The organism is Chryseobacterium takakiae, from assembly GCF_900129385.1.
Taxonomy (GTDB): Bacteria; Bacteroidota; Bacteroidia; order Flavobacteriales; family Weeksellaceae; genus Chryseobacterium; species Chryseobacterium takakiae.
In genome coordinates, this window is the sequence record NZ_FQVO01000004.1 from 16731 (window position 1) to 40274 (window position 23544).

General features: G+C 37.0%; 15 protein-coding genes. 5 read left to right on the top strand and 10 right to left on the bottom strand.

Annotated features, from left to right (window positions below; translation table 11 throughout):
* Nucleotides 1–16 precede the first annotated feature (16 nt).
* From BUA76_RS06755 to purB, 4 genes are all read right to left on the bottom strand, one after another.
* Entirely contained in the window at nucleotides 17–3721 is a 3705-nt protein-coding gene (locus BUA76_RS06755; protein ID WP_072884039.1) for a phosphoribosylformylglycinamidine synthase, read from the bottom strand.
* A 274-nt stretch (nucleotides 3722–3995) separates the two neighbouring features.
* Nucleotides 3996–4469 (bottom strand): transposase, encoded by a 474-nt coding sequence (locus BUA76_RS06760; protein WP_072884040.1) that lies wholly within the window; start codon nucleotides 4467–4469, stop codon nucleotides 3996–3998.
* 109 nt (nucleotides 4470–4578) lie between these two features.
* Nucleotides 4579–5538, bottom strand: coding sequence for a WG repeat-containing protein (locus tag BUA76_RS06765; protein WP_072884041.1), 960 nt, complete (start codon nucleotides 5536–5538; stop codon nucleotides 4579–4581).
* Between the two features lie 120 nt (nucleotides 5539–5658).
* The gene (gene purB / locus BUA76_RS06770) at nucleotides 5659–7086 is read right to left on the bottom strand and encodes an adenylosuccinate lyase (protein WP_072884042.1); all 1428 of its coding nucleotides are present in this window, start codon (nucleotides 7084–7086) and stop codon (nucleotides 5659–5661) included.
* Nucleotides 7087–7283: 197 nt separating this feature from the next.
* Between purB and BUA76_RS06775 the strand changes: the two genes are divergently transcribed.
* The 3 genes from BUA76_RS06775 (at nucleotide 7284) to BUA76_RS06785 (ending at nucleotide 12488) form a co-directional block, all read left to right on the top strand.
* Nucleotides 7284–9203 (top strand): histidine kinase, encoded by a 1920-nt coding sequence (locus tag BUA76_RS06775; RefSeq protein ID WP_072884043.1) that lies wholly within the window; start codon nucleotides 7284–7286, stop codon nucleotides 9201–9203.
* Between the two features lies 1 nt (nucleotide 9204).
* Nucleotides 9205–9966, top strand: coding sequence for a LytR/AlgR family response regulator transcription factor (locus BUA76_RS06780; protein ID WP_083573178.1), 762 nt, complete (start codon nucleotides 9205–9207; stop codon nucleotides 9964–9966).
* 80 nt (nucleotides 9967–10046) lie between these two features.
* On the top strand, nucleotides 10047–12488 hold the full coding sequence (locus tag BUA76_RS06785) for a DUF7619 domain-containing protein (RefSeq protein WP_072884045.1): 2442 nt from the start codon (nucleotides 10047–10049) through the stop codon (nucleotides 12486–12488).
* 68 nt (nucleotides 12489–12556) lie between these two features.
* Here BUA76_RS06785 and bglX read toward each other — a convergent pair whose 3' ends face one another.
* From bglX to BUA76_RS06810, 5 genes are all read right to left on the bottom strand, one after another.
* Nucleotides 12557–14887, bottom strand: coding sequence for a beta-glucosidase BglX (bglX, locus tag BUA76_RS06790; protein ID WP_072884046.1), 2331 nt, complete (start codon nucleotides 14885–14887; stop codon nucleotides 12557–12559).
* A 203-nt stretch (nucleotides 14888–15090) separates the two neighbouring features.
* Nucleotides 15091–15792 (bottom strand): carboxylesterase family protein, encoded by a 702-nt coding sequence (locus BUA76_RS06795; protein ID WP_072884047.1) that lies wholly within the window; start codon nucleotides 15790–15792, stop codon nucleotides 15091–15093.
* Nucleotides 15793–15950: 158 nt separating this feature from the next.
* Complete coding sequence (locus BUA76_RS06800; protein WP_072884048.1) at nucleotides 15951–17336, bottom strand: glucoamylase family protein; 1386 nt, start codon at nucleotides 17334–17336, stop codon at nucleotides 15951–15953.
* A gap of 75 nt (nucleotides 17337–17411) precedes the next feature.
* Complete coding sequence (locus BUA76_RS06805; protein WP_072884049.1) at nucleotides 17412–18830, bottom strand: RagB/SusD family nutrient uptake outer membrane protein; 1419 nt, start codon at nucleotides 18828–18830, stop codon at nucleotides 17412–17414.
* Nucleotides 18831–18840: 10 nt separating this feature from the next.
* Nucleotides 18841–21651: a SusC/RagA family TonB-linked outer membrane protein gene (locus tag BUA76_RS06810; RefSeq protein WP_178337310.1), complete on the bottom strand. Its 2811-nt coding sequence runs from the start codon at nucleotides 21649–21651 to the stop codon at nucleotides 18841–18843.
* A gap of 431 nt (nucleotides 21652–22082) precedes the next feature.
* On the opposite strand from BUA76_RS06810, the gene BUA76_RS06815 reads away from it, so the two are divergent.
* The gene (locus BUA76_RS06815) at nucleotides 22083–22760 is read left to right on the top strand and encodes a DUF4197 family protein (RefSeq protein ID WP_072884051.1); all 678 of its coding nucleotides are present in this window, start codon (nucleotides 22083–22085) and stop codon (nucleotides 22758–22760) included.
* 40 nt (nucleotides 22761–22800) lie between these two features.
* Nucleotides 22801–23106, top strand: a complete 306-nt coding sequence (locus BUA76_RS06820) for a DUF493 family protein (protein ID WP_072884052.1) — start codon at nucleotides 22801–22803, stop codon at nucleotides 23104–23106.
* 35 nt (nucleotides 23107–23141) lie between these two features.
* Here the strand turns inward: BUA76_RS06820 and BUA76_RS06825 are convergent, their stop codons facing one another.
* A complete protein-coding gene (locus BUA76_RS06825) occupies nucleotides 23142–23492 on the bottom strand; it encodes an ArsC/Spx/MgsR family protein (protein ID WP_072884053.1) in 351 nt (116 codons plus the stop codon).
* Nucleotides 23493–23544: the final 52 nt, after the last annotated feature.

A 23544-nucleotide genomic window follows, 5' to 3' on the forward strand; every position in this document is an offset into this window, starting at 1 on the left:
GCTAAAAGCCAGCAGCCTACTTAAAATATTCCACTCCATTTTTAAAGATGTTGTGATAATTCGCGGTAGGAATATTCTTCATCAGGCCTTCTGCAAAACGTTCCGGGTGCCCCATTCTTCCGAAAATTTTCCCGTCCGGACTTGTTATTCCTTCAATTCCGAAGAGTGAATTGTTTGGATTGAATGGCATTCCGTGTGCGATATTTCCTTCTAAATCTAAATATTGAGTAGCAATCTGTCCATTTTCATATAACTTCTGAATTTCCTCCTCTGAAGCCATAAATCTACCTTCACCATGAGAAATCGGGATGGTAAAGATCTGATCTTTCATTCCTTTTAACCAAGGCGATTCGTCATTCACTACTTTTACGTTCACCATCTGGGAAATATGTCTTCTGATGGCATTGTGAGCCAATGTCGGCGAATTCTCATCCAGATCCTTGATTCTTCCGTAAGGCAGTAATCCCGATTTAACCAACGCCTGGAAACCGTTACAGATTCCGATAATCATTCCGTCTCTGTCTAACAGTTCATGAACGGCGTTTCTCATTTTCTCGTTTTTCAAAACATTCACTATGAATTTTGCAGAACCGTCCGGCTCGTCACCCGCAGAGAAACCTCCTGAGAAAGCCAGAATCTGAGACGTTTTGATTTCCTCCACCCAGGCATCAATGCTTTCATCCAATAACTGGTGATTGATATTGATTAAAGGTAAACTGCTGATTGCTGCTCCTTCTTTAGCGAAAGCATTCAGCGTATCATATTCACAGTTGGTTCCCGGGAAAACCGGTGCGAATACTTTTGGCTGAGCGATTCCGTGCTTTTTAATGATGATATTTCTTGGATTGACTGAATTTAATTTTTCATCCAGTTCAACCGTAATTTTTCCTTTTTCAATCGTTGGAAAAAGATTTTCAAATGTATTGGTATTAGCTGCTAATAATTTCTCAATCGCAAATTCAGCATCGTTAATTTTAATAACATTTGAATCTTTAACTTCTCCGATTAAATGGAGGTTTACAGAGCCTAATTCTTCTTTAGATTCGATGATTAAGCTTCCGATATTTTTAGCTAATAAAGAATTTGTCACATTGAGCGGAGTCGAAATGTCGGCACCCAATCTGTTTCCGAAGCTCATCTTTGCCAAAGCAACAGCCACTCCGCCTTCTTTTACCGTTTTTACAGAAACAATTTTTCCTGCTTTAATGTTTTCAAAAATGAATTCATAAATAGCTTTTAAAGCATCATAATCCGGCAATCCGTTTTCCTGAGCAACATGATTGAAGAAGTATATTTTATTTCCTGCGCTTTTAAATTCAGGGGAAATAATATTTTTCTTTTCTCCGTTGGCGCAAGCAAAAGAAATCAACGTTGGCGGTACATTAAGATCCTGATACGTTCCGCTCATGGAATCTTTGCCTCCAATTGCTGCCAAACCGAGGTTCATCTGTGCATCATAAGCTCCCAATAAAGAAGCCAGCGGCTTGCCCCATTTTTCAGGATTTTGTCCTAATTTTTCAAAATATTCCTGGAAACTTAATCTGATATTTTTATAATCGCCACCCATGGCAACGATTTTCGCCACACTTTCCACTACTGCGTAAGACGCTCCCAATAAAGAATTTTGTTTTGAAATTTCAGCATCAAATCCCCAGCTTGCCAAAGAAACTGTTTCGATATCTTTTGCTCCGATAATTGGCAACGTCTGAACACTTCCTTCCATTAAAGTCTGCTGATATTTCCCACCTAAAGGCATCGCTACCGTAGTCGCACCAATTGATGAGTCGAACATTTCCAGCAATCCTTTTTGAGAAGCTACATTCTTGTCGCCTAATATTTTTAAGAAATTCTCTTCATTGAATGTCTGAGTGTCTTCCTTTACTTCATTAAGATGAGCAATTTTAACTTCCTGACTTTTTGAACAGCCGTTCGTATCAAGAAATGCTCTTGAAAGATCAACAATTTTATCACCTTTCCAGAACATCTGCATTCTTCCGGAATCTGTCACTTTTGCAACCTCCACAGCAACAATATTTTCAGCTTCACAGAACCTGATGAATTTTTCTTTATCTTTTGGTTCAACAACAACCGCCATTCTCTCCTGAGATTCAGAAATAGCAAGTTCGGTTCCGTTTAATCCTTCATATTTCAAAGGTAAAACATCCAAATTAACTTCCAAAGAATCAGCAATTTCGCCTATTGCAACCGAAACACCTCCGGCTCCGAAGTCATTCGATTTTTTGATCAATTTCGTTACCTCGGGATTTCTGAATAATCTCTGGATTTTACGTTCTTCAACGGCATTTCCTTTCTGAACTTCAGAACTCATTGTGTGGATAGACGTTTCGTCCTGTTCTTTTGAACTTCCGCTGGCTCCTCCTACTCCGTCACGGCCTGTTGCGCCTCCTAAAATAATGACAGAGTCTCCTGCTTCAGGTTTTTCACGTCTTACCCAATCCACAGGAACCGCACCGGCAACAAAGCCTACTTCCATTCTTTTGGCTTTATAGCCTTCATCATAAATTTCCGAAACCATGGTTGTTGCCAGACCGATCTGGTTACCGTATGAAGAATATCCGTTCGCTGCCTGCTTCGTGATGGTTTTCTGAGGCAGTTTTCCCGGCAAGGTTTTATCCACAGGTTCCAATACATCCGCTGCACCTGTTAATCTCATTGCCTGGAAAACAAAAGAACGTCCGGACAAAGGATCTCTGATAGCACCGCCCAAACAGGTTGAGGCTCCACCAAAAGGTTCAATTTCCGTCGGGTGATTATGGGTTTCATTTTTGAATAACAGATACCACGGTTCTTTTTTACCGTCATATTCCGCTTCAATCTGAATCGTACAGGCGTTGATTTCATCGGAAACCACTAAGTTTTCCAGATTCCCGGTTTTATGGAAATATCTTGCGCAAACAGTAGCGAGATCCATCAAGGAAATTGGCTTCAGTTCGCGTCCCAGGAATTTTCTTTTTTCGATATAATCGTTGAAAATAGCTTCCAGGGTATGTTTAAACTGTCCTTCAAATTCGATATTGGAAAGTTCGGTTTCAAAAGTTGTGTGACGGCAGTGGTCGCTCCAATAGGTATCTAAAACCTTCAGTTCAGTTTCCGTAGGGTTTCTTTGTTCTGATTTAAAATATTCCTGAATAAATTTTAAATCGTCCAGCCCCAATGCAAATCCGTGATTATTATAGAACGCTTCCAGTTGCGCATCATCGAAATTGATAAAATTTTCGTGAATAATTACTTTTGACGGTGTTTCTTCCGCAGGAATATCTAAAATGGTTAAATCTTTTTCCTGTGATTCAACCTTATTAATCAGAAGTTCTTTAATTTTAACCAAATCCGATTCTGAAATTCCTTCAAATTCTATTAATTTACCGCTTCTTACTTTAGACTTTTCATTCTCCGTTAGCAAAGCAATACACTGCTGTGCAGAATCTGCACGCTGATCGTATTGACCAGGTAAAAATTCCATTCCGAAATAAACTCCTTTTGCAGGATTTTCTTCGTGCAGGATATCTGTAACCGGATCTACGAAGGTACTGTTGACTACTTTTTCAAATTCTCCGTCATTCAATCCGAAGATATCGTACACATTGTACACTTTTATCTGCTGTACTGCGGGCACAATCGCTTTTACTTCATCAAAAATTTTTGGACTTTCCACATCGAAAATTCCTCTTTTTTCTACGAAAATTCTTTTGTTTTGAGACATTAGATGTCAGATTTTATTAGATTTATTTTTATTTTAAATTTATTTGGCTGCACTGCCTTTTTGCCTTGCAAAGATAGCATTCCTACGGAATGCATGTTGTATTTACATCATATTTCTACACAGATGTTATTCCTCCGGAATGTTATTTTTCTAATGGTGATTCCGTAGGAATCATAGCTGTGTAGAAGGAGCCTGCTTGGATTAAAGGCGCAGTCTGTAGGACTGCTATTTTATTTTCATTAAAATTGCAAGAAATGATAGGGCAATCAAAATATTATTTTTCATCATCATAGAATTCAAACAAATATTCATTCCTAAATTCAATTTCAAAAGCATTCAGCATTTCCATATACTCTTCTCTGAAACTCTTTTTTGAATGATGTTTCTCTTGATTTAGCACATAATTTACAACTTTGTCCTTCTGACTTTTTGCATAAGAAAAAGCTCCGTACCCTTCTTGCCAGGAAAATTTACCAAAACACAACTTCTTTTCATTAATAAAATTTGTAGATTCAATTTTAACCGTTTTAATTAATTCCGGAATCGTTATCTGCAAATTCTTATAGCTAAAGAAAATATGAAGATGATCAGGATTTGCATAAATCGCTAAAACCTTTTGTTTTTTATTACTAAATATTCCGCAAATATATTTCTCAATTTCAGCTCTTGCTTCAGATCTGATTTTAATATCTCTTCCTTTTGTTGCAACAACTACCTGAATATAAATCTGTGTGTAGGTATTCGGCATATTTTATTTTCATCATTTTGCAAAGATAGCATTCCTACGGAATGCGTGCATTATTTAATTGTATTCCTACACAGATTGTATTCCTACGGAATAATCATTTTCACTATTTTCATTTACTCAGTTTATTCGGGTTATCCGGATGTTCTTTCTGAAACTTTTCAGCATTTTTTCTTTCTTCTTTCAGCCATTTTTCAAAAGGAATTTTTTCATCATCAAATTCCAGTGTTAAAACTTTTTTACCGTCCTCTGAAACCAGGAATTTATATCCTGACAATCCTGCTTCCGCTTTCCTGTAGTCATAGGCATTTACCTGATAAAAAGGAAAATTTCCTTTTGGTCTTTCTACAATTTCAAAGAAAAGTTTCTTTTCGTCTTTAGACAATGTATTGTAATGGTTAACATAATATATCTCCGAAAGCATTTTATTTTGTTTCTCGAAAAATCCGAGAATATTCTTTTCCTTTTTATTATATGAAAAAGGATAGGGATAATAGTTCCCGTTGATTTCAATAGTAGTATCCGATTTTGCAACAGGCTGAACAGTTTCTCCTTTAAAATTCATGACACCCCAGGTTCCGCCTACGATTGCTTTATGTTCTTCTTCTGTTTTTTCCCAGTCGCAGCTATCGCAATAAGCGCTATATCCGTAATGAAAAGATGATGCGAAATCATGTTCCGGTTTGATAACGATGGCTCCGTTTCTGTCTGCAAAGCCAACTTTTCCATTTTTAACAAATCTCCTTGTGCCTTCCGAGAAATAATCAGCTCCGTTGTCATAAAAGAATGGTCTGTACAAGAAATTTCCTTTTCTGTCATAGACATATCCCCATGCATTTTTTTCAGCAGTTTCATTCTGTTTGGGACCATCAAAATAAATGGTTTCTCCTTCTACTAAATCACCGTCTTTTATGTAAGAGAAAATCTTAAATTGTGCCGGAACGATAATCTTACCTTCGTTGTTCTTTACTCCAAACAATGAATCGTTTGATTTGAAATACTTTAAAATTTCATTCTCCTGCGAAAAAGAAATTATTGGAATCAATGATATGATTAAAAGTATTTTTTTCATTTAAGCTGAAATCCTGGATTCTTTCCTAAATCATTATAGTTATGGGTTATTTTTTTAAACTTTGTCAAAGATTGAAACTTTGACAAAGTAAATATGCAGCCCAAAAGACTGCATACTGTGTTATACTTTAAGATCAGCCTCGAGCCCGATCAGATCTTTGTTCTGATCGATAATCGGCTGTACTTCGTTTTTGATAAATTCTTCCGTCTGGATCGGGGCAAAACCGATGAAGTTCTTAGGATCGAGCACTTCTTTCAGTTTGGATTTATCCAGCTTTAATGAATGATCATTCAAAATTCTTTCGATAAGATCGTTTTCTTTCCCTTCCACTTTCACCTGCTTGGAAGCTTCCATGGAATGAACCCTGATTACTTCATGAATTTCCTGACGGTCTCCACCTGCTTTCACCTCTTCCATGATGATGTATTCCGTCGCCATGAAAGGAAGCTCTTCCATAATATGCTTGTTGATTCTATTCGGGTATACTACGATTCCGTTCATGATATTATTCCATATCAACAGGATTGCATCAACCGCCAAGAAAGCTTGGGGAATTGTTAATCTCTTATTGGCAGAATCATCCAAAGTTCTTTCAAACCACTGTGTTGAAGCAACCATTGCAGAACTTGTCGTTAAAGACATTACATATTTTGCCAATGCTCCGATTCTTTCACTTCTCATTGGGTTACGCTTGTAAGCCATTGCCGATGAACCGATCTGGTTTTTCTCAAACGGTTCTTCAATTTCTTTCAGATTTTGAAGCAAACGTAAATCGTTGGTGAATTTATGGGCAGATTGCGCAATATTTCCTAATAAAGCAACCACTTTAGCATCTATTTTTCTGTCGTAGGTCTGTCCGGAAACCCCGAAAACTTTTTCGAATCCGAATCTTTTGGATAATTCTTTATCCAAGTTTTTAACTTTAGAATAATCTCCGTTGAAAAGCTCCAGGAAACTTGCTGCTGTTCCGGTGGTTCCTTTCACTCCTCTGAATCTTAGTGTTTCCAGGAAGAAATCAAGCTCTTCAATATCCAATACTAAACTTTGTAACCAAAGGGTTGCTCTCTTCCCGACAGTTGTTAATTGGGCCGGCTGGAAGTGTGTAAAACCTAAAGTTGGAAGATCTTTATATTCAATAGCAAAATCCGCTAAATTTTTGATAACGTTAACGAGTTTTTTCTTCAAAATTAAAAGTCCGTCGCGGATCTGAATCAAATCCGTATTATCTCCTACAAATGCTGAAGTTGCTCCGAGGTGAATGATTCCTTTGGCTGAAGGAGCCACGTCTCCATAGGTATGAACGTGCGCCATTACATCATGACGGAACTTTTTTTCATATTCTGTTGCTTTATCATAATCAATATTTTCGGCATTGGCTTTCAGTTCTGCAATTTGTTCATCACTGATTTCAAGGCCTAAGTCTTTTTCGATTTCAGCAAGCGCGATCCAAAGTTTTCTCCAGGTGCGGAATTTGTTATTATGTGAGAAGTTAAATAACATTTCTTCACTGGAGTAGCGCTCTTCCAATGGATTTTTGTAGGAATTCATTCTTTCTTTTACTTTTTAGCTATGCAAAAATACGATTTTCCGGCGAGAGATGAAAATTGTTTAAATGGCATATTTCAATTAATCTTCAATTCGTTTTTATATTATTCATTTTCAAATTCTCATTGAAAATTAGATTTCACTCATTTGGAGTAGTATCATTTTAAGGTTTGTATTACATTTGCATCAACACACAACTGATGAAAAAAAATTATTGCCTTGTCTTTTTAATGTTCCTGTGTTTTATTTATTCCCAGAATATAACACAGGATTCATTGCATCTGTTATTGCGCCGTACGAGCGATATTGCCAAACAAACGTCATTACTCAACCAGTTATCTGAGTCTTATAAATCTTCAGATCCTTATGCTATGCAAAATTTTGCTAAACAGGCTTTGCAGCTGGCGAAAAAAAACAATAATGTAAAGGAAGAAGCAATTGCCTATCAAAATTTAGGTACTTCGGAAATTATATTGGGCAATTATGATCAGGCGCTGAGGTATTTTAATTTCGGTGAAAAAAAACTTCTAAATCTTAACAGTAACAACAGCGAAATTCAGGAAGTCTTGGCCAAAACACTGGGCAGTAAAGGAATTGTATTTTCCGAGCAAAACAAATATGCGCTGGCTCTGGCTCATGATTTTAAAGCCTTAAAAATTTATGAAAAGTATAACAGAGAAATACCTTTATCTAAAATTTATAATAATATAGGTGTAATTTATCGTTCGATTGACGACCAGGACAAAGCATTATCCTATTTTATAAAATCCTACAGGCTTCAGAAAAAATTACAATCTCCTTCTCTTGGTGCTACCTGCTCTAATATCGGATTAATTTATTTAAAACAAAATGCCCCTGAAAAAGCAAAAAAATTCTTCGATGAGGGTTTAAAGGAATTTGAAAAAAATCCCAATGCAAGGGATCTTGGTGAGCTTTATAATAATATTTCACAATATTATATTGCACAGAAACAGCCTGTGACAGCTAAGGTGTACCTTCATAAAGCAGAGGAATCTTTTAAAAGCATTGATGATCAGTTTGGTCTGTCTGACACTTATTTGTATCTGGCCGAAATTTATTTCAATGAAAATAATCCTGACAAATCTTTTAAGGCTGTCAAAAAAAGTCTGGAAATATCAAAAAAACTGGATCTTCCGGAAACGTATATGAAATCCGAGGCATTGCTTTCAAGGATTTTTGATCAGAAAGGTGATAAAGAGAATGCTCTTATCCATCTAAAAAATTACAACTTAGGCAAAGATAAACTCGCCAAAATAGAAAATGCCAAAGAGCGCATAAAAACCGAGTTGCATTTCGAATCTGAAAAACAGCAAATGGAGCAAAAAGAAAAAGCCGATAACGAAAGACTGAAATGGTTTTTGGGTTTTTCGCTTCTGGGATTTATTTTAACAGGCATATTTTTCTTTTACCGGAACCGGGAAAAGGAGAAAACGATTCTGCTGCAGAAACAGCTTACGGAGTTTCAGCATAAAGCACTTCATTTACAGATGAATCCTCATTTTGTTTTCAACTGTCTTGCAGCAATTTCTTCATTTATTATGCAGAATGATAAAGAGGATGCTGTGAGATATTTAGCCAAGTTTTCAAAACTGATGCGTCTTACTTTAGACTTTTCCAAGGAATCGCTTATTACGATTGATAAAGAAATAGAAGCGCTGAAAAATTATCTGGAACTCGAGCAATTAAGATTCAATAAAAAATTTGATTTTGAGATTATTAAAGATCCTCTGATAGAAGACGATACTGCCCTGCCTTCTCTTCTGCTGCAACCTTATGTGGAAAATGCGGTGATACACGGCGTTGTTCCAACAACCGGAAAGGGATTTATCAAGATAACATTCAGACAGACAGATGATGTTTTGGTTTGTGAAATAGAAGATAATGGTGTGGGAATAGAAACATCCAGAAAATTAAAAGAAAACTCGGTAAAGATTCATAAATCCATGGCGCTGGAAATTTCAAAAAAAAGACTGGAAACCCTGGAAGAGCTTATAAAGAAGAAGATTCACCTTAGGATAGAGGAAATTAAGACTGAAACAAACGGTTCAGAGGGCACGAAAGTAACCCTGGAACTTCCATTAAAATATATAAAAGATTGATATGATAAACTCAGTAATAATAGATGACGACAGCAACCTTCGCGAGGGAATGAAAGCCATGCTGACGATGTATGCTCCCGAAATCCGTATTGCAGGAGAAGCGGAAAGTGTGGTAACCGGTATAGAACTTATAGAAAAGCTAAATCCCGAGATTATATTTCTTGATATTTTAATGAATGACGGAACAGGTTTTGACATTCTTGAACGCCTGAACCAAAAGTACGGAAAAATTTCTGCGCATATTATTTTCATCACAGCACATGAGAAGTTTGCGATCAAAGCATTCAGATTTAGCGCATTAGATTTTTTATTAAAACCGGTAGACCCTGATGAACTGAAAAACGTCATTGTTAAAATAAAAGCTATACAGCACCAAAATAATAACTATAAACATATCGAACTGCTTCTGGATAATATTAGCAGACAAACGGAAAATTTCAAAAAAATAGCCCTTTCTACTTCCGAAGGAATTCATCTGTTTGAAATAAAAGATATTATCCGCTGTGAAAGTGAGGACAATTATACGATGTTTTACATTAAAAACCACAAGCCCGTTGTTATTTCAAAAACACTGAAAGAATATGAAGAATTGCTTACAGAACATGGTTTTGAGCGTATTCATCAATCCCATCTAATCAATCTTAATGAACTGAAGTCATATATAAAAAAGGACGGCGGTTTCGTGATTATGTCGGATGCTTCGCAGCTGCCCGTATCCCAGCGGAAAAAGGAGCGACTGCAGGAATTAATTAATAACCTTTAAATTCTAAATAATAACAGACAAATTCTAAATCAGCAGGAGTTACCCCCGATCCTGTACCTATCTTTATAAAAAATACCCTTATGAAAAAAAAATTATCCTTACTTTTTCTGTTGCTGGCCATTGTGACAAAAGCACAGATTATTAATATTCCCGATGCCAACTTTAAGGCCAAGCTGCTCTCTTCTTCGCCTGCCAATACGGTAGCGAAAAATTTATCCGGAAACTATTTTGCCATTGATGCCAATGGTGATGGTGAGATACAGCAAACGGAAGCTGAACAAGTAAAATATCTTGACATATTCTCTTCAAATATTTACTCTTTAATAGGTATAATAAGTTTTATAAATCTTCAATATTTGTCTTGCTCCTCAAATCTGCTTTCTTCATTGGATGTACACGGGCTGATTAACCTCCAATTCTTAGATTGTACCGGTAATCAACTTACTTTATTAAATGTACAGGGACTTACAAATCTACTATATTTATACTGTCCGTATAATCAACTTACCTCACTGAATGCACAAGGGCTTACGAATCTTCAATTTTTAGATTGTGAAGGCAATCAACTTACTTCATTGAATGTACAGAGTACAAATCTTGTAGAATTATTGTGTAATGATAATCAACTTACTTCATTAAATATACAGGGACTTACAAATCTTCAATTGTTGGGTTGTCATTCTAATCAACTTACCTCATTAAATTTACAGGGAATTACAAATCTTCAAGTGCTCTTTGGCATGGGTAATCAACTTACCTCATTGAATGTACAAGGATGTATAAATCTTTTAAAATTATATTGTAATGGTAATCAGCTGACCTCATTGAATGTACAAGGATTAACAAATCTTGTAGAATTGTATTGCGATGAAAATCAAATTAATTCATTGAATACACAAGGATGTATTGCTTTAAAATATTTAGGTTGTCATAATAATCAGCTTACCTCGCTGAATGTAGAAGGATGTATTGCTCTTCAAAATTTATGGTGTATGAATAACCAACTTAGTTCATTATTTTTAAAAAATGGATCTGGTGAAATTGTAGATTTCAATAATAATCCTTCCTTACAGTATGTTTGCGCAGATGATTCGCAGATTCCGGCGATACAGAGTTCATTAGCATCACAGGGTCTAACCAACGTAAACATCAACACCTATTGTTCCTTCGTTCCCGGCGGAAGCTACAACACCATCACCGGCCTGGTACGTTTTGATGAAAATAACAACGGCTGCGATACTAATGATGAAATTTTTGAGCATATGAAGCTAAAGATCAGCGACGGAACAACCGGGGAAACCTTCGTGAAAAACAATGGAAAGTACGATTTTTATACCCAGGCAGGAAACTTTACGGTGACTGCTGAACCCGAAAATCCTGCGCTTTTTACCGTAACACCGGCAACATTCAGCACGAGTTTCCCGAATAATAACAATAATATTTTCACCCAGGATCTCTGTGTCACGAAAAACGGAAACGCCAACGACTTGGAAGTGGTGATCGCTCCTCTAACCAATGCCGTTCCCGGATTTGATGCGAAATATAAAGTGATGTGGAGAAATAAAGGGAATACTATCCTTTCCGGCAATGTAACCTTTACTTTTAATGCTTCTAAAATGGATTTTGTGTCTTCGGCGTTGCCGTCTGCTGTTTCAGGAAACCAGATTACTTTTAATTTTACCAATCTTAAACCGTATGCCAATACTGCTTCGGAGGTGACATTCAATATCCATCCTCCGACTCATCCTACCAATCCGGCCAATGCGGGAGACCAGCTTAATTTCGTAGCTTCGTTAGGTGTTGTGCCGGGAGATATCAATCCTGCCGATAATACTTTTAATTATCAGCAAACCGTCATCAATTCATTCGACCCCAATGATATTGTGTGCCTTCAGGGAAATACAATTCCTGCGGTAATGATCGGGAACTACCTGCATTATGTTGTCAATTTCGAAAATTTGGGGACTGCTCCTGCCACCAATATTGTGGTTGAAATGGATATAAATCCTGCCGATTTTGATATTTCTTCTTTGCAGCTTCAGAATGCTTCCCATCAGGTGTATACAAAAGTTACCGGAAATAAAGCCGAGTTTATGATGAAATCTGCAAACCTCGGAAGCGGCGGACACGGAAATATCCTCCTGAAAATGAAATCAAAAGGTACTCTGAATCCTGGAGATCAGCTTATGAATAAAGCCAATATTTATTTTGATTACAACTTCCCGATCAAAACCAATGATGCCATAACCAATATTGCAGGGGTTTTGAAGGTTGAAGAGAATCTAAATACCACATCCACAGAAGTATATCCAAATCCTACAAAAGGGGAAGTGAATATCAACGCTGAATCAGAAATCAAGGCGGTGGAGGTATATGACAATGCCGGAAGAATTATCCAAAAGCAGATCGGAATCAACGCCCGTAAAACGACACTTACTATCCGTAATGAAAACACGGGAGTATTTTATCTTAAAATAGTTACCGATAAAGGTAGTATGGTGAAAAAAGTGATTAAAAATTAAGGTTGCTTTAAACAATACCGGTTCTTAAAATAAAGAGGCTGTCTCATTTTGAAACAGCCTCTTGTTATTTATTTTGTCCAGTTGATTTTTGAATGTTTCACGTCTTCGGAACTGGTTCCGATCATGATATCAAATTCTCCCGGTTCCCAGTCGTATTTAAGATCTCCGTTATAGAATTTAAGGTTTTCAGGAGTAATGCTGAAGGTAACCTTTTTAGATTCTCCTTTTTTAAGCATTACTTTCTGGAAGCCTTTCAGTTCCTTTACAGGTCTTGTGATACTTCCCACCATGTCTCTGATGTAAAGCTGTACAACTTCTGCTCCATCATAATTTCCGGAATTCGTTACCGTTACCGAAGCCTGAATGGTTTGATTTCCTTTTGGATTGGCGTTGGATACCGTAACATCAGAATAGTTGAATTTGGTATAGCTTAAACCATATCCAAACGGATAAAGAGGCGTATTACACTCATCCATATAATTGGAACGGAATCTCTGGTATTCGCATTTATCAACAAGTTTCTGATCCAAAGGTCTTCCCGTATTTTTTGCATTATAATAAATTGGCACCTGTCCTAAGCTTCTCGGGAAAGTCATCGGCAGTTTTCCTGAAGGATTTACTTTTCCGAAAAGAACGTCTGCGATAGCATTTCCGGCTTCAGAACCCGGGAACCACGCATTAAGAATAGCGTCCGGAGCGTCTTTAACATTGGTAAGTGCCAACGGACGACCTGTGAACAATACCATAGCGATCGGTTTTCCCGTTTTTTTCAATTCGTTTAATAAATCTACCTGAGACTGCGGAATGGTAATTTCCGTTCTTGAAGAAGATTCTCCGCTCATTTCAGCGGATTCTCCGATGGCAAGAACAATAACATCTGCCTTGTTGGCTACGTCAACCGCTTCTTTCAAAAGAGCTTCTTTCGAACGGCTGTCCCTGTCTGTTTTTTTTCCGTGGGCTGCATAGATTTCTTCCAGTTTGGCATCCTCATCAATATTGGCTCCTTTTGCAGAAATGAATTTTACATTCTTACCATAGTTCGCCTGAAGTCCCTGCACGAGATTAACCGACTTGTCATGTTTTGCTGCCACACTCCATGTTCCGGTCATATTAATGGCGTTATTCACCAGCGGTCCAATTACCGCAACGGTTCCTGTCGCCTTTAAAGGCAGTGTCTGGTTTTCATTTTTTAATAAAACCATAGACTGAGCGGCAGCATTTCTTGCAATATTTCTGTTTTCCTGACTAAACACTTCCTTAGCTGCTAATTTCGCATCTCCATGTTTATAAGGATTATCGAACAATCCGAGATCATATTTAGATTCAAGAACTCTTCTGGCTGCCATATCGATTTCTGACTGGGTAACTTTTCCTTCAGACAAAGACTTTTTAAGTGTCGTTAAAAACCCTTCCCCTACCATATCCATATCTACACCCGCTTTCAGAGCCAGCGCAGAAACCTGTTGAAGATCTCCCATTCCGTGATCCACCATTTCGTTGATCCCGGTGTAGTCGGTTACCACAAAACCTTTGAATTTCCACTGATTTCTCAATACTTCCGTCTGAAGCCATCTGTTTCCTGTGGCCGGCACACCATCCACTTCATTGAAAGAAGCCATTACAGAAGCTACTCCTGCATCTACTGCTGCTTTGTAAGGCGGAAAATATTCGTTGAACATTCTAACGTGGCTCATATCAACGGTATTGTAATCTCTTCCCGCTTCTCCGGCTCCATATAATGCGAAGTGCTTTACACAGGCCAAAATTGTATTTCCACTAGCAAGATCTTTTCCCTGATATCCGTACACCATATTTTTAGCAATTTCGCTTCCTAAATACGGATCTTCTCCTGAACCTTCGGATACTCTTCCCCATCTCGGTTCGCGGGAAATATCCACCATTGGAGAGAATGTCCAGTTGATTCCGTCTGATGAAGCTTCTTTCGCTGCAACTCTTGCAGATTGCTGAACGAGGTTCATATCCCATGAAGAGGCAAGTCCTAAAGGAATCGGGAACGTAGTTTCATAACCGTGGATTACATCCATTCCGAAGATCAAAGGAATTTTAAGTCGGCTGTTTTCAACGGCTACTTTCTGAACAGCTTTGATTTTATCCGCTCCTTTAATATTGAATAGTCCTCCGACCAATCCCTGCTCGATTTTCTTACCGATATCCGAGCTTTTCGCCAGACCTGTGGTAAAATCACCTGAACTTGGCAAATTAAGCTGTCCGATTTTTTCATCCAGGGTCATTTTCGACAAAAGATTGTCTACGAAAGCTTTCTTTTTAGCCTGATACTGAGCCGTCTGATAAGACTGGACAGGCTGCGATATCATTTCCTGTGCAGAAAATACCGGAGCCAGGGCCAACATGGCGATTACAATTAACTTTTTTCTCATAACTTCTTCATTATTTTAAGGAATTCGTGAATCTTCGATTTCATAAGTCTATCTTCTTTATTATAGTTTCTTTTTACTTTTGTTAGTTAAACCAAGGCACAGAATTGTTTTTACAACGTCATAATTTTAAGATGCAAGGACACTTTGAAGAGCTTAGCATAAGCTATTCACTCAGCAAATGATAGCTGCCCATGTATCAATATTTATTTTCTTTTTGACAGCATCCACTCATACAACTTAGGATTTGAATAAGTTGAATCCCAAGAATTATGGTTATCATTCGGAAAGATGGTTAATTCTGCAGATGGATTTACCGGGTGGAGTTTTTGGTAAAAATTAAATGCATTTTCCGGTAATACCACATCATCCATTCCGCCATGAAATATTTTCATATTTAAATTTTTGTACTGCTGGATGTTGGCATACATCACCCTGTCGGTAGGTGCACAAACGGAAACTACTGCTGCAAATATTTCGGGATGCTCCATTGCTAATTTCAGTGTTCCCCAGCCACCCATGGAAAGTCCGGTAAGATAAATTCTGGAGGAATCGACCTTATATTTTGCCTGAATTTCTTTGATCAAAGCATAAAGGGTAACCGTATCCCACCATGTGTTTTCAGGACATTGAGGAGCTAAGATTGCTACCGGTTCCTTGATCAGGTTTTTGTAGGTGAACGGACTGTGCGCTTTTACTTTTTCCAGGTCATTGCCTCTTTCGCCGGACCCATGTAAAAATACAATTAGCGGAACATTTCCTTTTATTTTCTGGGGATAATCAAGAATGTAGGAAATTTTTTCCTGTCTTTTAATTTCTTTATTTAATTCTGCCTTGATTTCCTGAGCATTTGCTTTTGTAGAAAATAAAAACGGCAGTAATAAAGCGTATTTTAATTTACATTTCATCTGAAATTTCTATTTTGGTCCTTCAATTTAACTATTCTTTTTTAATTAGCCCCGATTGAAGCATTTGTTTGAGCTCATTTTTTTGGATTCTGCGCGGCTTCGCCGCGCAGAATCCAAAAAAATAGCGAGTGCGGAAAGCGGGAAAAAGCTCCTAAGAATTATTTAATATTATATTTTTCTGACTTGAAGCTTAATTTCTTTAATCCCTGTTGAATTTCAGGAGCATTCATGAATAATTTCCATAAAAATCCGGTTCTGTAATTTTCAATCATTGGAGCGATGGTTCCCTGGTCGATGGCAAGATATCTTGGAGTAAACCAATTATCATAATTGATGGAGGTCGCATCGTAAGGTCCTGCAGCGCCAATAAATTCAGGCTTTTGTGTATAGATAAATCTCAAAAAATCCATAGATTCTTTTGGCGTGTACGGAAAGCTGCTCAATGCTGCGGTAGGCGTAATCACTCCTCTGTCATTTTTTGGGAAGTGAGCGTCATATCCTGTTGTTCCGTCGCTGTTTCTGGAGTAACTTGCGGTCAGTCCCCAATAGTTCGGCCCGTAACCTTTCCAGTTTTTAGGATTTTCAACGCAATATTTATAATCAATCAGTACCTGATTTTTGTTTAAGTCAAAATAATTGTTGATTAATTTATCTGAAAGATTGGTAGGATCTAACCCGATATAGGAATAATGTGCCCAGAATAAAGGGCCTCCATATTCTTCGGCACCGTTGTGCTTTACATATAAGGGAAGTCCGTATTTTGTTTTATCTGAAAGATAGGTTCCGTTTCTTGTCCAGCCTTTGTAGTAGGTTTCGGCATCAATGGGATACGTTGGGGATGATGCTGCTAAAATATAAGTAATCAGACATTCGTTATAGCCTTCCAGCGGAAAATTCATTTCCCAGCCGTAATTGGGCGACCAATGCCAATACAATACCTTCTCTCCGCCTTTAGTATACCAATTCCACTGGATTCCTTTCCAGAGTTCATCACATTTTTGAGCCAGCGCTTTTTCTTCGGCATTTCCGTTTTTAAAATACTCGCGCACCATTAAAATCCCTGAAGTTAAAAACGCCGTTTCTACCAAGTCTCCGCCATTGTCTTTTTTTCCAAAAGGGACGGTTTTCCCGGTTTCCCCATTGATCCAATGCGACCATGCTCCTTTGTGGCGATCTGCTTTTTTGAGAAAATCCATCATTACAGTTAGTCTTTTCACTGCTTCCTTTCTTGGGACAAAACCTCTTTCAACTCCCACCAAAACGGTAGCCAGACCAAATCCCGAACCACCGGTGGTAATGACATGTTTGTCATTATCGGGGTAAATATTGTCTTCATGATACCGCTCGCGTCCCAGTTTAGAGTTGGGTTCTGCGTAATCCCAGAAATATTTTAATGCATCTTTCTGCACCCTGTCCATTAATTGTTCATCTGTGATATCATTTTTCACGATTTGAGGTTTCGCAGATTGCTTTTGCGGCGACTGCGAATTTTTACATGAAACCGTGAATAGAGCTATTAAAGCGATTGATGCTATCCTTTTCATTTATTAAAGTTAAGGGTTATATATACTAAAAGAAGAGGAGAACTTTCATTCTCCTCTTAAGTTTATATTTAAATTTTAATAACCAGGGTTTTGGGTTAAGACACCATTACTCTGATTGATTGAATTCAATGGAATTGGGAAAACTTCATTTTTACCAGCCTTATAACCGTATGAAGCTAGAACAGTTGTTGCCTGTCCCGTTCTCACTAAGTCCACAAAACGATCTCCTTCCATAGCCAGCTCTACTCTTCGTTCACGCCAAATAGCTGTCCTTAAAGCCGACTGCGTAGTAGCAGTAGTTCCAGCTAATTGCGCTCTTGTTCTCACTTTGTTAAGATTGGTGATCGCGGCTGTAGTATTTCCTAATTCATTAGCTGCTTCAGCATTGATTAACAGAACTTCTGCAAATCTCAAGATTCTGATGTTTTGTATAGATCCATATCCACAAGCATTATTATTCAGAGATTTTGGTACATATACTTTTTGATTCCAAACATTTCCTGCCTGCGGGTCTCCTTTTTGTATCAAATCTCCTTCAGGAGTGATCTCACCATTTCTTAAAATTGTTAATTCTTTACGAATATCTCCAGCTTCAAACGCTGATTCCAAAGCTGCTGTCGGTGTGAAAAAGCCCCATCCAAATTGATTTCTAACACCTTGAACTTCCGCATACTGGCTTCCTCCAAATTCTGTAGAACATTGACAGTTTACTTCAATAACCGATTCCGGTCCGAATTCTCCTGCAGGACGGAATAAGTGATTAAAATCAGGATCCAGATTATACCCCATGGCAATAACCTGATTAGAAGCATCATACGCTTTTTGCCAGTCTTTTTTGTATAAATATACTTTTGATAAAAGTCCAAGTGCTCCTCCTTTGGTCATTCTGCCCAAATCTGAAGCAGGATAAGATTGAGGTAAAACGGCTGCAGCGCTTGTGAGATCTGAGATAATGAAATTATATACCTCATCAACAGAGTTTCGTGGAATATTATAATTGTTTTGTACTCCATCAAAAATAGGAACTCCACCATAAATCCTCACCAGATTGAAATAAAAATATGCTCTTAGCATTTTAGCTTCAGCCACTAGTCGGTTTTTAAGTGTTGCATCCATATCAATATTCGGAACGTTTGTAATCACCTGATTACATCTGTTTACGAATTGCCATTGGCCAATCCAATACCCCTCTACACCAGAATCACTTGCAGTATAAGTGAACTGATCATAAGCATTAATAAAAGAAGCATCTCCTGGATTTGATCCTTTTTCAACATCATCTGCAGGAACTCCAAAAACATATTGAGCAGGAAATGCAGAATTTTCCCAGCTTCTTAATGCAACATAAATTGCATTCGTAGCCTGCATGGCATCTTCCTGAGTTTTGAAAAATGAGGAAGCATCTGTTGCCCCTACTCTTTCCGTATCTAAATAATCGTCTTTACAACTAACGACCAAGGAAAATAAAACGGCTGATATAAGTATTTTTTTCATGATTTTCTAATTAAAAAGTTATGTTTGTACCGAATGTATAAATTGCAGACAACGGATAAATGTTGTTATCAATACCCATCTGCACTCTATCGGTATTGTTGATTTCAGGTGAGAAACCGTGGTATTTAAATGTAGTCCAAGGGTTCTGTGCACTTAAGTAAATTCTTACTCTATTGAAGTTTGGCAATTTTGCAAAACCTTTTGGTAATGTATATCCTATCTGAATATTTCTGATTCTGAAATAACCACCATTTTCTACATAGAAACTACTTGGTAAAATAACTGATTGGTTATTAGTAACCATAGAATATGAATTAGAGGTACCGGCTCCGTTCCATCTATTTTCATAAAAATCTAAATCCCAGCTTTCATTACCAAATCTCTGTTCACGATTGTAATTGTATATTTTATTACCAAACACTCCCTGGAAGTCTATTGCAAAATCAAAATTGGATACATTCATATTAAAGCCGAAACCATAAGTTCCTTTAGGTACAGGGCTTCCCAAAAATGTTTTATCTCTTTCATCGATTACTCCGTTTCCATCCTGATCTACAAATTTAAACCAGCCGGCTTTTGCACCAGTCTGACCAGAAGCTGCAGCTTCAGCGTTGGTCTGGAATACCCCTGCAACTTCATAACCGTAATATGAACCAACCGCTTGACCTGCCTGTAACCTAACAATTGAATTTCCGAATAAACTTGCTCCTGTATTTAGGTAAGAATTTCCGTACACTGAAGTAATTTCATTTTTTAATGAAGTAAAATTACCATAGAATCCTATTCTTACTTTTTCTGATAATTTTGTGTCATAATTTACAGAAAATTCCAGACCCCTGTTATTGAATGAAAATGCATTGGTAACATAATTATTCCAGTTGCTTGCTCCTGAAACAGTTCCTTGTACAATTCCGTATACAACATCTTTTGTATCTTTATCAAAATAGGTAGCTTCAACCTTTAGTTTATTATTGAGAAATGCCATTTCAAGCCCAACATCTTTTCCGGTGGTAATCTCCCATCCAATTGTAGGGTCAATAAGCAAGTCTATCGTTTGCCCAGGATATCCGGTATTTCCATAATATGCTCCTGAACCCAGTATACTTGTGATATTATCATAAGACCTTACCACATTCGGATTACCTGTTCTCCCCCAACTTCCCCTTAACTTTAACAGATCAAAAATGTTCTGGTTACTCATAAACCCTTCTTTCGAGATTACCCAACCTGCACTTACTGAAGGGAATATTTCGACTCTGTCATCAGAAGAAAAGTTAGAAGATCCATCTCTACGAATAGAAGCATTCACTAAATATTTTCCCGCATAATCATAATTAACTCTTCCAAAGAAAGATTCAATCCTGTTTTTATAAGGGACAACATTTAAACTGGGTCTATACTCATATCCGAAAACATCTGTGCCATTAGCAATTTCCAGCGAACTATTTGATCCGTTATACATTACATTGGTAGCATTCCAATACGATTGTGTATAATAATTCTGAGTTCTGGAAAAACCTCCTAGTATGTCTAAGTTATGACTACCAAAAGTTTTTTTCCATGTCAAAGTATTATCCCACACATAATCTCTATTACGGGAATCTCTTGTCACTAAAGAAGACTTACCCGGCTGAGGCACATATTGCATTACCGGTGTATATTCATAAAGACTGGTATTAAGATTATCATTTGTTAAGCTACTTCTGAAAGTAAAATCATTTAAAAACTTAACTTCCGCCCAAACATTATTAAGCATTCTTTGCTGTCTGTTTTGCGATCTGAATAAATCAAGCTGCGCTCTTGGATTGTTTACCGTAACCAAAGTAAAATACTGATAATCACCAGTTGACGGATTTATTGGAAAATATACGGGTGGTGCATTATAAGCATTTAGAAGTGGATTACTTGCAATATTGGTAAGCATCTTGGAGAATGTGAAATTATCTCCAATTGTAATATTATCTGTAATTTTATAACTCAGATTTGCTTTAGCAGTAAATCTTTTAAAATTACTTCCTGAATTAATTCCTTTTCCTGCATCTAAATTACCTTCATCTTCAATATATCCTACACTGCCATAATAAGAAAGTTTCCCTAAAGAACCTGAAGCTGAAAAATCATTAGAATTAATTGTACTTGGTCTTAAAACCTCTTTAAACCAATTGGTGTCTGCTGGAAAATTAGTTCTAGATATAGATCCCGCTGAAGATCCGTTATCATTGATTAACTTTTCATTATATAGTTCGATATATTGATCGGAATTAACCATTTTAGGAACATTAGTAACTGTTTTTATTCCTAAATATGAGCTTACATTAAAAGTAGGCTTTTTACCTCTCCCGCTTTTTGTCTTGATAATAACAGCACCGTTTCCTGCCTGTGCACCAAAGATCGCTAAACTCGCAGGATCTTTCAAAATACTCATCGATTCTATATCCTGTGGATTAAGATAAGATATGTCGGTAGTAATTGAACCGTCAACAATATAAACTGTATTTCCTGTAAGAGAACCGATACCACGTATATCCACTCTTGGAGAACTTCCTGGAGTAGCAGAGTTAAAAATCTGAACACCAGAAGCCTTTCCCTGCACAGAACTTAAGGGATTGGCATTCGGCCTGTCAGCAAGATCTTTTGCAGAAATTATACCAATACTCCCTGTAACATTTTCTTTTTTCTGAGATCCATACCCAATCATCACCACTTCCTCAATCTTCTGTTCTTTGGAAACAGTATCGTTTGGTGTGGTTTGTGCATTGACATTCATACCGAAGTATAAAACAGCAATGAGACATGAATACTTTAAATCACGTTGTTTCATATAGTTATTTTTTATTCGTACAATCATAATGATGGAAAAAATGCCTGATTTTTTCCTGCTTATCATGAAAATATTGCATATTCTCACAAAAAGACATTAGTCAAAATTATAAAAATATCTTGAACAATGTTAATTTTACTTAATGTTTTTATATTTTAGTTAAATCTTGAATTTGTATAAAATAGAGTTAATATTTATATTTTGAAAAAGATATTCAATTTTTGGCTCAAAACAGCTATTACCTTTAAGTACAGAATCTATTTTTAACAAAAAAAATTTATTTTTAATATTTTAGACCCGATCAAGATATTTATACTTAATACACATTTTTTAACATTCTGATTATCCATTATTATTATAAAATTTGTTAAAACAATATTTGTATTTAAATTTGGTTTATTATTTGAGCACATTTTTTTTTAATCATTACAATGAAAAAATACATTATCGCTGCTGCCTTTGTTATTGCAACAGGAGCTGTCATCAATACAAGCCTACAATCTTGCACTACATTGGCAACATCAGACCTCGGCTTGTCGGTTATTAAAAGATTACTTCTGAACGGAATAGATAAAGGGGTGAATATTTACAGTAACAGAGAGGCCTTTTTACAAAATAATATGGTAGACAAGGCTCTTCCGAAACAGCTGAGAGAAATCAATTCCATGCTGGAAAAAGTAGCCCCATCTCTTGTAGCAAAGGAGAGAGAATATATTGCAGATGCTGCCGTTTATACCGTGAATATTTCAAAACCTATTCTGGTAAATGCTGTAAACAGCCTCAATGCCCAGGATGTCACGAGAATCATCCAGGGAGAAAAAGGAACTGCTACACTGATCCTGAAAGAAAAAACATCCCAACAGCTCATTGCTGCCATTACACCGAAAGTTGAAGAGCAATTGAATCAATACGGTATTACAAGAAGCATCAATACAGCTCTATCAGGGAGCAATCTTCTGAATGGCCTGCTTGGAGGAAGCAAAACTACGGTAAATTCCGGAGGACTGAGTCAGCTGGCTTCTGAACAACTGGTAAATGGTCTGTTTAATATCATTGAAGATTACGAGGTTCAGAATTCCAGATCGCTTTTAGGGCCGCTTGGAAAATAGAAGAATTTTCGGTATCTTTATATATTATTTATAATTGGAGATGGATATTTTACAAGGAAATCAACATGCAAGCCCGGATGATTTTTATAATTCATTAAGGACAAAACTGGAAGATCATCATGATTTTCCGGAAGATTATTTATTCAAATTTATTATTCCGACAGATCAGGCAAAACTTACCGAAATTTACCGGGTTTTTGACGGGATTAAATTTACTTTAGGAAACAGGGAAAGTAAAAACGGAAAATATACAGCCTGCAACATCAATGCATTTGTGCTGGACGCCAATCAGGTAGTTACTATTTATAAGGAAGTAGCCAAGATAGAAGGCGTTATTCTGCTATAAAAATTAAAGTCAGCTTTTTGAGCTGACTTTTTAGTTTATTTGTCTATAAAGTATTTTACATTTTCAACAGGCCTTCCCAACATGGCTACAGATCCTTTAATCAAAATAGGTCTCTGAATGAGAGAAGGGTTTTCGGATAAAATCTGTATCCACTCTTCTTCTGAAAGATTTTTCCCGGCATATTTTTCAAGATAAAGCTTTTCATTTTTTCTGATGATATGAAAGACACTTTGGTTGAGCTTTTTAAGAACGGTCTTAATTTCCTGCACACTCAGTGGTTCCTCAACAATATTAATCATTTCAAACGGAACCCCATTTTCATCAAGATACTCCAAAACCGCATTGGATTTTGAGCAATTTCCGTTATGTAAAACTTTCACTACCATATTAATGGATTTAAATATATTCTGGATATAATGAGTGTAGCAAGAATACTAC